The organism is Ruminococcus flavefaciens MA2007 (assembly GCF_000621845.1).
GTDB lineage: Bacteria > Bacillota > Clostridia > Oscillospirales > Ruminococcaceae > Ruminococcus > Ruminococcus flavefaciens_E.
The window spans coordinates 42,292-55,429 of sequence record NZ_JHXF01000024.1 but is presented as its reverse complement, the minus strand read 5'-3'; the positions used below and the strand labels follow the sequence as shown (position 1 = coordinate 55,429).

Annotated in this window: 10 protein-coding genes; 2 read left to right on the top strand and 8 right to left on the bottom strand. The window is 43.7% G+C overall.

Features of this window, described 5'->3' with window-relative positions; genetic code table 11:
- The 8 genes from tnpA to T497_RS0110840 form a co-directional block, all read right to left on the bottom strand.
- Positions 1–202 (bottom strand): IS200/IS605 family transposase (tnpA, locus tag T497_RS0110875; protein WP_028515650.1); only part of this gene is annotated, 202 nt, incomplete at its 3' end.
- Between the two features lie 183 nt (positions 203–385).
- A complete protein-coding gene (gene ftsH, locus T497_RS0110870; protein WP_028515649.1) occupies positions 386–2,293 on the bottom strand; it encodes an ATP-dependent zinc metalloprotease FtsH in 1,908 nt (635 codons plus the stop codon).
- A 17-nt stretch (positions 2,294–2,310) separates the two neighbouring features.
- The gene (gene tilS, locus T497_RS16610) at positions 2,311–3,645 is read right to left on the bottom strand and encodes a tRNA lysidine(34) synthetase TilS (RefSeq protein WP_037324939.1); all 1,335 of its coding nucleotides are present in this window, start codon (positions 3,643–3,645) and stop codon (positions 2,311–2,313) included.
- Complete coding sequence (gene dnaB / locus T497_RS0110860) at positions 3,645–5,000, bottom strand: replicative DNA helicase (RefSeq protein ID WP_028515648.1); 1,356 nt, start codon at positions 4,998–5,000, stop codon at positions 3,645–3,647. Before dnaB ends, tilS begins: the two co-directional genes overlap by 1 nt.
- Before the next feature lie 12 nt (positions 5,001–5,012).
- Entirely contained in the window at positions 5,013–5,459 is a 447-nt protein-coding gene (rplI, locus tag T497_RS0110855; protein WP_028515647.1) for a 50S ribosomal protein L9, read from the bottom strand.
- A gap of 18 nt (positions 5,460–5,477) precedes the next feature.
- Complete coding sequence (locus T497_RS0110850; RefSeq protein WP_028515646.1) at positions 5,478–7,454, bottom strand: DHH family phosphoesterase; 1,977 nt, start codon at positions 7,452–7,454, stop codon at positions 5,478–5,480.
- Between the two features lie 55 nt (positions 7,455–7,509).
- Complete coding sequence (locus T497_RS0110845; RefSeq protein ID WP_155266899.1) at positions 7,510–9,336, bottom strand: RNase J family beta-CASP ribonuclease; 1,827 nt, start codon at positions 9,334–9,336, stop codon at positions 7,510–7,512.
- Between the two features lie 524 nt (positions 9,337–9,860).
- Positions 9,861–11,099: an alanine/glycine:cation symporter family protein gene (locus T497_RS0110840; RefSeq protein WP_028515644.1), complete on the bottom strand. Its 1,239-nt coding sequence runs from the start codon at positions 11,097–11,099 to the stop codon at positions 9,861–9,863.
- A gap of 127 nt (positions 11,100–11,226) precedes the next feature.
- Between T497_RS0110840 and T497_RS0110835 the strand changes: the two genes are divergently transcribed.
- Positions 11,227–11,679 carry a PH domain-containing protein gene (locus tag T497_RS0110835; protein WP_028515643.1) on the top strand — a complete coding sequence of 151 codons (453 nt, stop codon included), beginning with the start codon at positions 11,227–11,229 and terminating at the stop codon, positions 11,677–11,679.
- Positions 11,669–13,132, top strand: a complete 1,464-nt coding sequence (locus T497_RS0110830) for a PH domain-containing protein (protein ID WP_028515642.1) — start codon at positions 11,669–11,671, stop codon at positions 13,130–13,132. Before T497_RS0110835 ends, T497_RS0110830 begins: the two co-directional genes overlap by 11 nt.
- The last annotated feature ends 6 nt before the right edge of the window (positions 13,133–13,138 follow it).

Genomic DNA, 13,138 nt, shown 5'->3' with positions numbered 1-13,138 from the left:
TTACCAGCATATGTATATGATCTGTCATTGCTGTTGCCTCTATTATTTCTACTCCTTTTTGTTCGCACAGCTTTCTGAGTATCTGCCCTATATCTGCCTTCAACTGTCCATATATAGCTTTTCTTCTGTATTTCGGCGCAAACACTATGTGATACTGACATCTGTATGTGGAGTGGGTTGTATGCTTTATTTCATTTTTCATTGTTAATAACCTCCTTGTATCTCAGATAGTAATGTGGTCGCCAAACCTTTACTATTCTATCATACTTGGAGGTTATTTTTAAGCTTTTGCTAAAGCATTTTTATTCCCCCAGTAGAACTGGGGGTTTAGTTTCGCTAAAGCGCCAAAGAAAATCCCGAAGAGCAGCTCTTCGGGATAATTTTCTTATAAAGTGCTGTCATTTTCAGCAATATCAGCCTTTTCGTATGGTGGTATCTCGTCCGGGATATCAGACACATCAACTATAAGCTCGTTTCTCATAAGCTTTTCAAAGTCGTCACCGTCGATCTTTTCATACTTGAGCAGATATTTTGCAAGGAGATGCATTTTATCTGCATTAGCCTTGAGTATTTCAAGACAATTTGCGTATGCCTTGTCGATGATAGACTTTACTTCCTCATCGATCTGAGCAGCTACAGTTTCGCTGTAGTTCTTTGTATGACCGTAATCCTTACCGAGGAATACCTCGTCATTATCAGAGCCGTAAACTACAGTGCCCAGCTTGCTTGAAAAACCGTACTTTGTGACCATTTTTCTTGCAGTTGAAGTTGCACGCTCGATATCGTTTGAAGCACCTGTACAGATATCATTTGTAAAGAGCTCTTCTGCACAGCGTCCGCCGAGTAGGGAGATGATGTTCTCGAACATTGCAGTTCTTGACAGATGCTGATCGTCTGTTTCAGGACGGTATATAGTCATACCAGCTGCCATGCCTCGCTGGATTATGGTTACCTGATGTACCTTATCCTGTGTTTTGAGGTTATAAGATGCAACTGCATGACCTGCTTCGTGATAAGCGGTAATGAAGTTGTCACGGGGAGTAACGATCCTTGATTTCTTTTCAGGACCTGCAATAACTTTAAGAGTAGCTTCCTCGATATCAGCCTCTGTGATAGAGAGTCTGTCGTTTCTTGCAGCAAGGAGAGCTGCTTCATTGAGAACGTTTTCGAGGTCTGCACCTGTAAATCCACGGGTGGTTCTTGCGATACGCTTGATATCTACGTCAGGACCAAGGGGCTTGTTCTTTGAGTGAACGAGGAGTATCTCCTCACGTCCCTTGACATCAGGGTAGCCGACAACTATCTGTCTGTCGAATCGACCTGGTCTAAGGAGAGCAGGATCGAGGATATCACGTCTGTTTGTAGCGGCAAGAACGATAACGCTGTCGTTGCCTGTGAATCCGTCCATTTCAACAAGAAGCTGGTTAAGTGTCTGCTCACGCTCATCGTGTCCGCCGCCGAGACCTGCGCCTCTGTGACGTCCTACAGCGTCTATCTCATCAATGAATATAATAGCAGGAGCGTGCTTCTTAGCCTGCTCGAAGAGGTCTCTTACACGTGAAGCACCGACACCGACGAACATTTCCACGAAATCAGAACCCGAGATAGGGAAGAACGGACAGCCTGCCTCGCCTGCAACTGCACGGGCAAGAAGCGTCTTACCTGTACCGGGAGGTCCAAGAAGGAGTACGCCCTTAGGCACCTTTGCACCGAGGTCTGTATATTTCTTAGGATTTTTGAGGTAGTCAACTATCTCGATAAGCTCCTGTTTCTCTTCGTCAGCACCTGCAACGTCCTTGAAAGTAGCTTTTCGTCCGCTTGCTCCGTTTTTAAGGTTTGCCTTGCCGAAGGTTGCGTACTTTCCGCCGCCGCCGCCCTGCTTCATCATGAAGTACAGTATAGCTATACCGAGAAGTATAGTCAGTATAACAGGAATAAGCGAATACAGCCATGTTCTGTCTGTTATCTTGATATAGTCCTGTTCAAGAGGCATATCATGTGTGGCATTGTAATTCTTACGGTAATCCTTTGTGTCCTCAAGGAAGATATTAACGTTAGGAACCGTATAATGCCTGTCTTTATCTTCGTCTTTGATCCTGTAGGTGAGTTCGCCTGTACCGAGGTCAAGCTCGTAATATGAAACATCGTACTTGTCAAAGTAACTGATTATCTCAGTATACTCAGTTTTATCGGTATTGGCATTGAGCTTTGAGCTTATAAGAACAAGGCAAAGAACAGCAATGGTAATAACGATAAGGTAGGTGAAAACTCCCTTGCTTTTTTTAGGTGTCAAATTATCCTCTCCATTCTTTAGTGTCTTTCTACTGAAACTTTAAGACATCTGACTGTATTATTATCAGGTGCAACGCGGTCGGCTATACCTATGCCCTCCGCAAAAATTGTACCTTCTTCATCTTCAATGAAGTGAAGCGTAGGACGTAATTCAGCATCAATAGTTTCATTTATCAGCTTTTTTATCGAAGAAGTAAAGCTTCTTCCGCTAAGCCTTATTTTGTCACCGAACTTTCGGCTTCTTAAAATAGTCCTTCCATTTATTTTATCATAATCGAGGAGATAAAATGTGGATTTTTTGTGAACAGCTTCAATTTTCTTCAAATTTTCACATTCGATAATTTCACAAATGAGCTCGCAGTTATCGAAAATTCGGTTTATACCGATGATAAGCGGCGATTCTGTGACATCTTTTGCCTGCGGAGATATTTTTTTCAGCTCTATAGAATCATCTGAACCTATGAGATAAATATCACCGGAAATATTTATCTTTCCGCCTTCCATAAGAGCGGTGTCTGCTTCTTCAAGCCGTTTGTGCGAGTAGGGAAGTCTATTTTCACTGAGAAGCCTTGATATACAGCGCTTTCTGATTATCGGCGGATACTTGCCAAGTCCATTCAGAGCATTTTTGATTCGGCATTTGTTCATTGCTTCGTCAGTCTGCTCCTCGATAAACGCATTTTCCTCGCGGACTGTATTTATTGAATTAATAGATGTTTCAACTGCCGAGCTGTTTATCTCAGCAAGGAGCGGCAGTATCCTGTGCCTTATCTTGTTACGGGTGTAATCGTCAGACAGATTTGTGCTGTCCGTAACATAGGGCTGTGACCGCTTGGCGAGAAAATCTTCGATCTCCTTACGAGTGACGGTAAGAAGCGGTCTTATGATATTTCCGCGGACTATTGGTATTCCTGCGAGTCCTTTGATGCCCGTGCCGCGGGCGAGATTCAGTATGACTGTTTCAAGATTATCGTTGGCATTATGTGCTGTAGCAAGCTTTTTGCCCTTTGAATGCTCCATGAAAATATCATATCTGAGTTTTCTTGCGGCTTCTTCCGTCGAAAGGGAATACTGTTCCGCATATGACCTGACATCACAGGATATAGCCTTAAATGGCACATTCAGCCTTGCACACAGTTCGTGGCAGAATTGTTCGTCACCGTCGCTCTCTGCTCCGCGGAGACAGTGATTGACATGAAGTGCTTCAACGCTTATCCCAAGTTTTTCGCTGAGCTCCGATAGAGAAATGAGAAGCGCAACACTGTCCGCACCGCCTGATAGTCCGCATACGACTGTATCGCCGCGGCATATCATATTATTGTCATTGATGAATTTATAAACCTTAGTCAGCATCATATATTCTCGGGTGGAGCATTGTAATCGGGATTTGAGAAGCGTGTATACTGTCCGTCCCAGATGAGCTCCACAGTGCCTGTTTCGCCGTGACGGTTTTTAGCCACGATACATTCGGATATATTCTGCCGCTGACTTTCTTTGTTATAGTAAGCGTCGCGGTAGAGGAAAAGCACGATATCAGCGTCCTGCTCAATAGAACCCGATTCACGGAGGTCTGACAGCATTGGGCGCTTATCTGTACGGCTCTCAACAGCACGGGAGAGCTGTGAAAGCAGTATTACAGGAACATTGAGCTCCTTAGCCATTACCTTTAGCTGACGGGTTATCTCACTGATTACGGTAACTCTGTTATCCGATTTTGAGGTTGATTCCATGAGCTGAAGATAGTCGATGATGACAAGTCCGAGGTTTTTAGTCCTGCGGAGCTTAGCTTTCATCTTCTGAACAGTCATGCTCGCTGTATCGTCGATATAAAGGGGAAGTGTGCTGAGATAGCCTGCGCTTGTTGCGAGCTTTACCCAGTCATCACCTGATATTCTGCCGTTTCGGAGCGTATTTGACTCTACAAGAGCTTCTGTAGAGAGGATTCTTGTAGCTATCTGCTCCTTTGACATTTCCAGATTGAAAGTAACTACCTCTTTTTCAGCTCGTCTTGCAACATTCGTTGCAATATTCATAGCAAACGAGGTCTTTCCCATACCAGGACGGGCGGCTATGATTATCAGGTCTGACTTGTTAAGTCCCGAGGTTATGCTGTCAAGGAGAGTAAAGCCTGTCCTTGCACCTACATATTTTTCCTTATCGGGACCTGATATCTTGCCAAGACGGTCATAAGCTTCGGAAATAGCCTCAGAGAGTGGAACAAGTCCTCTTACGTCGCGCCCCTGACGGATATCGTAAATTTTCTGTTCAGCCGCGTCAAGAAGAAGCTGAGCGTTCTGCTCGCCTGACTGTATCTCTTCAAGTATAGTTCTTGCCACATAGCTGAGACTTCTGAGGAAATACTTATCTGCAACGATTTTGCAGTAGCTTTCGATATTTGCAGTTGAGGGGAGAAGATTTCCTATCTCTGCGAGATAGCGTCTTCCCTCGGCAGGGCTTTCAAATATGTGCTGCTTTTCAGCCTCGTTGAGTACCGTCACGATATCAACTGGCAGGCTCATGGAGTTCATTTGCAGCATTATTGAATACAGCGCCTTATGCTGGTCATTGTAGAAGTATTCGGGCTTTATGAGCTCGATCACGTCAGACAGAACCTGCGGATCGGAGATTATCGCTCCTAAAACAGACTGCTCCGCCTCGATACTGTGTGGCAGTTCTCTGGCGGAGAGCAGGATATCGTTTTCGTCCATATTACGCACCTATCAGCCTTCGCTGACTTCAACGTCGATAGTCTCTGCAATACCATTATAGAGCTTTACAGTTGCTGTATAAGAACCGAAATTTTTGATATCGGTGCTGAGAACTATCTTTTTCTTATCGACTTTTACGCCGAGCTGCTGTGATAAAGCGTCGGCTACGTTTGCAGCAGTTACCGAGCCGAAGAGCTTGCCATTTGAACCTGCCTTTGCAACGATCTCGACTTTCTTGCCCTTGATCTTTGCAGCAGCGTCCTTGGCAGCCTGTACATCAACGTCTATTTTGTGCTGTGCAGAAGCCTGAGCTCCCTCCAGCTTGTTCATATTTTCTGGAGTTGCTTCAACGGCGTATCCCTTGGGGAGAAGCATATTTCGTGCATATCCGTCTGCAACGTTCTTTAATTCGCCTTTTTTTCCTGAACCTTTAACGTCCTGTAAAAAAATTACCTTCATTGGTGATTCCAACCTTTCTTAGTGAGTATTATCCGCATTTTTACGGCATTCATCTATTGCATATATAAGTGATTTTACAGCGTCCTCAACGGAAGTGCCTTCAAGCTGTGTTGCAGCCATAGTCTGATGACCGCCGCCGCCAAGCTGTTCCATAATTACCTGCACGTTGAGCGCACCGAGAGATCTTGCGGAGATATTGAGGGTGTTTCCTGTTTTGTAGATAACAAATGATGCGTCTACATCAGTTATACCAAGGAGCTCGTCAGCAGCCTGCGGAGCTACAAGCCGTATATCGTCTGACTTGAAATCAGCGGCGGCGATAGCACAGTTGTTATGTATCTTCGCAGATGCCACAATCTGAGTTTTTCTCCTGTATGAATCGATTGAATTGGAGAACAGAAGCTTTACGGCAACTGTATCAGCTCCGAGCTTTTTCAGGAAAGCGGCTGCTTCAAAGGTCCTGACGCCTGTACGCATAACAAAATTCTTTGTATCAAGCATGATACCTGCAAGGAGAGCGTCAGCGTGACAGTTCCTTAGCTTTTCATCGCCGTCATAATTGAAGTATTCAAGAAGCTCTGTGACCATTTCCGAAGCAGATGAAGCATAGGGCTCGTGGTGGAAGATGACAGCATTGTCAATGAAGTTGACATTCTTTCTGTGGTGGTCAATAACTACCACATTCTTTGCCTTTTCATAGAGAGACCTGCTTTCCACATAGTCCTTGTTGTGTGTATCAACGATAATGAGCAGATCGTTCTGTGCGATCATGCCCTCAGCTTCCGAAGGAGTTATGAACAATTCGCCCTCAGTTTCCTCGTCTACAATGTCGATGAGGTTCGTAGCAAGGTTTTTAGTACGGTCAACAGCGATATATACAGGCTTGCCAACGAGTGAGATAGCTCCCGCAAGACCGCAGGCAGCTCCTACAGAGTCAAGGTCGCCGAATCTATGTCCCATAATGAATATCTTGTCGCTGTTCATTATAAGATCCTGAAGTGCGTTTGCAATGATACGTGTTTTGGAGCGTGAACGCTTTTCTACACCGTTTGATACGCCTCCGAAGAAGCGGTAGCCGTTGTCAGTCTTTACTACAGCCTGATCGCCGCCGCGTCCGAGAGCCATATCAAGGCACTGACGGGCGAATTTCTCGCTTTCAGCAAGGGAAGAAGCTCCCTGACCTACGCCTATGGAGAATGTAAGGGAATATTTTCCAGATATCTTGATGTTTCTTGCAGCGTCAAGTATCTTGAACTTGCTGTCGATTATCTCATTTATATGATGATTCTCTATTATTGCATAGAAAGTGTTTGACGAGGTCTTTTTTATAAAGCCGTTGGTCTTGCTCATAAAGTTTTCGATGAGCTTTTCGGTCTCAACAGAAGCCTGCGCCTTTTCGCTTTCCTTAGCATTCTGCATTATATCGTCATAGTTGTCGATATTAATGATGACAACATTGGGATGTGATTCCTCCATTCGCTTCCTGACGGTATAGTAGCTTGTATCGTCGTGAAAATACAGTACAAGGAAGGACATATCGTTCTTGTCGAATTTTTCGGCTGTGACATTGTATATCGAGCCGTTCATGGGACATATAGCCGAGCCTTCCTTTAGAAGCATATTCATGTCTATTTTGACGAAGCCCTCAAGCTCAAGTCCGTATACGTCCTGTCCGAGACCTATTTTTTCAGCAAATATTTGATTATACCAGACGAATTGTCTGCTTTCGTCGATAACTGCCACAGGAGCGGGGAGAGAATTCATAAATTCAGCGGCGGAGCTTTCAAGGTGCTGATTCATTTTAGAAATGCGCCGCATTGAATTCTTGGAGTATATTATAGTATAGATAACACAAATTAATATAAGTGCGACCACGGATAGTATCAGTGCATTGAGCACTGTATTTTTGCGGTCTATCAGCAGATACGTCGGGATAAGCACTCCAAGCACCAAAACATGGAGCATCATCAGAACTGCCGGAAATTTCTTTTTCAAATTTAAGCTCCTTTCGGATATGCCTGCCTGAGCGTTAAGACTCAGGCACAGCCTATCATGTTTCCATGATAATAGGCAGTATCATAGGACTGCGCTTTGTTTTCTGGTAAATATAGTCAGAAAGCGCGTCACGAAGCTTGCCTTTAAGTGAATTCCATTCTCTGAGCTCACTTGCGGAGCAGTTAGCAAGGGTATCTGTGAGAAGTCCCTTTGCTTCGTCCATGAGTTCCTCTGATTCGCGGACATAAACAAATCCACGTGATATGATATCAGGACCTGCAACTATCTCATTGCTGCTTCTCTCGATACCGATAACGATAATGATGAGACCGTCCTGAGCAAGGTGCTTTCTGTCACGGAGAACGATCGAGCCTACATCGCCTACGCCGAGACCGTCAACGAGAACACGTCCTGCAGGCACCTGTGATACGACCTTCATAGTGCTGCCGTCTGTTTCGATGACATTGCCTATTTCAGCGATTATAACATTATCCTTTGGCATACCGAGCTGGAGCGCCAGGTCGGCGTGCTTTTTAAGGTGCTTGTACTCGCCGTGAACAGGGATAAAGAACTTTGGCTTTGTAAGCGACTGCATGAGCTTCAGCTCTTCCTGACAAGCGTGTCCCGAAACATGAACTTCGTACATAGCCTCGTAAACTACCTCTGCGCCTGATTTCATAAGCTCATTTACTACTCTGGTAACGAATTTCTCATTGCCGGGGATAGGAGTTGCAGAGATGATAATGAAGTCCATAGGCGTAATGTTGACCTTTTTATGGTCATTCATAGCCATTCTGGTAAGAGCTGACATCGGCTCGCCCTGACTTCCTGTGGTTATAAGAACTATCTGCTCGCTTGCATAGCGGTTCATCATTTCAATGTCGATGAATATTCCGTCAGGAGCGTCAAGATATCCAAGCTCGATAGCTGTATTGATTACATTTACCATGCTTCTGCCGAATACAGCGACTTTTCGTCCGTATCTTGCGGCGCAGTTCACTATCTGCTGAACGCGGTGTATATTAGATGAGAATGTAGCGATGATTATACGCTTGCCCTCGCCCTTCTGGAAAAGCTTGTCGAAGGAGTCACCGACAGTTCTCTCTGAATGAGTATATCCTGGGCGTTCAGCGTTTGTTGAGTCAGCCATAAGAGCGAGAACTCCGCGGCTTCCAAGCTCGCCGAAGCGTGCAAGGTCGATTATTTTGCCGTCAATAGGGGAGTAATCCACCTTGAAGTCGCCTGTATGAACGATAACTCCCGCAGGAGTATGGATAGCCATACCTACCGAATCAGGGATAGAGTGGTTGACCTTGATGAATTCAACAGCCATACAGCCCATTTTTACGGTCTTTTTAGGCTCAACGATGTTGAGGTTCACCTTTCCGTAGAGTCCTTGTTCCTTGAGTTTGCCCTCAATAAGTCCGATAGTAAGCCTTGTAGCATAAACAGGTACGTTTATCTTTTTGAGCAGATAAGCAAGTCCGCCGATATGGTCTTCGTGTCCGTGAGTTATAACGATACCTCTTACCTTTTCCTTGTTTCGCTCAACATAGGTAAAATCAGGGATAACGATATCGACGCCGGGCATATCAGCGTCAGGGAAGGCAAGTCCGCAGTCGAGAATGAACATATCGTTGGAACACTCGAATACGGTCATGTTCTTGCCGATCTCGTTAAGTCCGCCGAGAGGAATGATCTTTACAGGAGTCTTTTTAACTTCCTTGGGCTGTCTTGTTCTCGTTCTTGGCTTTGAAGCAGCGGCTTCAGCCTTTACAGCAGTATCCTTTGCAGGCTTTTCTTTTGGAGAAATTCTTCTTCTGTATGTCCTCTTAGGGGCAGCAGCCTTCTTTGCATTATTTTTTTCTTTTTCGTTCACTATATGACCTCGCTTTCAAAAATAGGGAAGACTTTCACATGAACGCAGTGAAGGTCTCTATGATATGTAAAAAAACTCCGAAATATTACATTGCGTAAAAATAAACCTATACTCATATCGAATGTAAAATATATGTTATCATCAAAATAGCGATAAAAATACTGACCACATCAAGCAGGCAAACGTACAAGCTCGTTGAATTTGAGCCAAACCTGTTGGTATATGTGACCTGATAACATTATTATCCCGAAGCTGTTGACCGTATATCGCCTTGCGGTCTTATATCTTAATGACGATTTTTCGCCATAAAAGCCTTATCAAAAGTATTTTGGCATAATCTGCCAAGCATAACTATTCAAATATAATTATACATAATCATAAGACCTCTGTCAAGAGTAAAAGTGTGACTAATCCAACATTAGGCAAAATAAATAAATTTTTACGGAGAGTTGAATTTATTGTATAGTGAAATCAGTCATCGGACATGAAACAGGTCACATTTTATTTATTGGCGCAGAAGCGGACTTTTATTCGCTTTTGACGTGTTTAAACAGCAATAAAAGCGCCAAAAGATTCGGAAAAGCCATTAATCCGTTAAATATGTCGGATATAGTCCATATGCTTTCAGCCTTGAATATTGCTCCGAGCGAAGCTGTCAAAGAGAAAGTAAAAGCGAATATGGCAGCTTTTCTGCTTTTGAAAAGATATTTAAAAGCAGTTTCACCGCAGTAATACCAGCCTATAACGGTGCACAATGCAAAAACGGCCATTATTACCGCGAGAAAAATATCGGTTTTAACGCCCATGACATGAAAAAAAGCTGTTCTGACCGTATTATCATCTGAGGCACAGAGAATAACTATCGCTGTGAGGGTACAGCAGAGCTTTGTGTCGATAAAGACCTCAAGCATACTGCTTATCCCCTGCATTGCCGAGTTATTGGCGTTTTCGGCGGAGCTGTGAAGTATAGGAGAGCTTCCCAGACCGGCTTCATTAGAAAATACGCCTCGGCGAATACCGGCAGAAACAGCTTTTGAAAGGGCATACCCCGATATTCCCCCTGCGGCTTGCTTTATGCCGAAAGCTTCATTTATTATCTGCGAAAAGACATAAGGCAGTTTTTCGCTGTATTTTGCTATAACAAATATGCACAGCACTGTATAAAGCACTGTTGCAAAAGGCAGGAGAATCTGTGCGGCTGAGCCGATTCGCTTTGCACCGCCGCTTATTATCGCATATATCAGTAAAAACAATACTAATGACAGAAAAAAAGGCGGGATATCGGTACAGTTTCTCATACTTTCCGAAAGGGCATTTATCTGTACCATACCGCCCATGCCGAAACAAGCGAGTATACAGCATATCGAAAAGAATGCGGCTAAACACTTGCTTCCGAGCCCTTTTTCTATGTAAGCCATGGTTCCGCGGACTTTTTTATCGGTAAACTGTGCTGAAAGGCTGTTTTCTGCGTAAACTGTTGCCATTCCGAAAAATGCGGATATCCACATCCAGAATACAGCTCCTGCACCTCCTATTGATATTGCGGAAGCTACGCCTGTGATATTTCCCGTTCCCATTGCAGTCCCCAGCGACATACAAATAGTACGAAACTGCCCATTATTTCCTCCTTTTTTCACGTTTTTTATGAAATAGGGGAACATTCTGAATTGTATGAACCGTAATTTAAAAGTATATAATGCACCTGTCATCAGAAGCAGAGATATCAGCACGACGCCCCATACATAAGAATTGACCTTTTCCAGCATATCGTCTTATGCTCCTTGTAAAGTTTACAATTTGTTTTTAATTTTAGTTTTACAATAAATAATATTTGTGATATAATAAAGAGAAACCATTGAGAAAACTTGATCTTAATGCGAGAGGGGGCTGAGAATGAAGCAGTATGCACCTGACAGACATTGTCTGTCAACGCTGAGGATTTTAATAACCGCGGCAGTCGTTATTATTATTTTTGCGGCTAAATATTTTATTCCCGTCGAGAAAATAGTATTTATCATAATGATATCAGCAGTTTCTATTGGCTGTTTTGAAATGTTCATTCATCTCCCTCTGTATTTTTCTTCCATAAAATACACTGCCACTGAAACAGAAGTTATGAAAAGCAGCGGCGTTTTTATAAAGGTACATCAATCTGTACGTTATTCGTCTATCCAGTATACTACAATTATCAGCAGTCCTTTTTCTCAGTATACGGGATTCAATTTCATAATATTCTTCGTTTACGGCGGACAGCTGAGACTGCTTTTTTTAAAACAGTCAGACGCCAAGGAGATAATAAGGCTTTCCGGCAGCATCAGTGTAAAGGGGGACAGGTATGTACCATGAACATCCTCTGAAAATACTGAAATACTCCGCAAAAAATATATGGCTCCTTATTTTTCCCTTGCTTCGCGGAGTCTACACTTATCATTTCGACAAAAACTGGCTCTACAGCTGGGTAAAGGGCGCATGGTTCGACATAGCTGTTCTTGGAGCTATCATTATATTTGGTTTTGTGCGCTGGTTCTTTTCACGAATAGACTTCACACAGGAGGAGCTTGTACATCGTGACGGAGTATTCGTCCGCGTAAATACCTATATACCGTTTAAGAACGTAAGCTCTGTCACCATTGAAAGACCTTTTTATATGGCTCCTTTCAGAGCTATGCGGTTCAGGTGTGATACCCGTGCAGGCATATTCAAGACCGTGGACTTAAAGCTTCTTGTAAGCAAAAAGACGCGGAACGCAATAATGCATCATATGCCTGATATAAACGAAAACGAGAAGATAAACGGCATACCGCAGCCCACATCGCTTTCGGTATTGCTTTTCTCTGTGTTCTTTTCCAGCGGATTTTCGGGAACTATCTATCTTGCTACATTTTTCTTCAAGGGCGGAGATATCGCCTATGATATCATCAGCCGTTCCTTGAATATTTTGACCACAGAGACAGCAAAGCTTACCGAAAAGCTGGTATTAAAGATACCAACAGCGGCAATTTTTGTAGGCGTGTTCTTTATCGCTTCGTGGTTTCTTTCTTTTCTTGTAAATCTTTTCAGATACGGAAGATTCAGCATAGACTGTGACAAGAACTGCATGAAGGTCGCTTACGGTATAATTGACCGCAAGGAATACAGAATAAAAAATTCTCATATAAATTATACAGACCTGCGGCAAAATCTGATAATGAAGCTGTTTAAGGCAGTTGCTGTCAACATAAGCTGTGCAGGCTATGGTTCTTCAAAGAACAGACTTCCTGTGCTTCTGCCTGTAAAGCTTGAAAAAAAGCTGGGCAGTAATTTACAGGTCATCGGCATATACAGCGGTATAAAGAACGATTACAGCGCTCAGCCGGCAGGTATCGGTTCATACCTGCTTATCCCGCTTGTTGTGGCTTCGCTGATAATACCGTCTCACGACTGGCTGGCAAAGCTGTTCCCACGCTTTTCAGAGCTTTCATTCTTCGTGGCTGTCATGCTGGAAATTCCTGCGGTATGGTTCATAATCGTGAAGTTTGTAGCTCTTCTCACAAGCGGAGTCGCACTTTACGACGACAAGATAATGATACGCTGTTCTGCCTGGACTCGTTTCCATACTGTAGTTTCAGAGCGCGAAAAAATAGTCAAGATAGAGCTTGAACAGAATCTTTTGCAGGCTATGAGCGGCAGATGCGCCATGAGCATATGGTTCGAGGGAGAGGAGCACAGACGCTTCAAGATAAAGGCGATGAAAGCCTCTGATGTAAGAAAAATAGCCGATATACTTGGCTACAAGCTCGGCGAAAAGGTAGAAACTTGACTTTTT

Coding starts and splice junctions, on each gene's coding strand:
- tilS (WP_037324939.1), bottom strand. CDS start 3,645: ATGCTGACTAAGGTTTATAAATTCATCAATGACAATAATATGATATGC.
- rplI (WP_028515647.1), bottom strand. CDS start 5,459: ATGAAGGTAATTTTTTTACAGGACGTTAAAGGTTCAGGAAAAAAAGGC.
- T497_RS0110840 (WP_028515644.1), bottom strand. CDS start 11,099: ATGCTGGAAAAGGTCAATTCTTATGTATGGGGCGTCGTGCTGATATCT.
- T497_RS0110830 (WP_028515642.1), top strand. CDS start 11,669: ATGTACCATGAACATCCTCTGAAAATACTGAAATACTCCGCAAAAAAT.
- T497_RS0110835 (WP_028515643.1), top strand. CDS start 11,227: ATGAAGCAGTATGCACCTGACAGACATTGTCTGTCAACGCTGAGGATT.
- dnaB (WP_028515648.1), bottom strand. CDS start 5,000: ATGGACGAAAACGATATCCTGCTCTCCGCCAGAGAACTGCCACACAGT.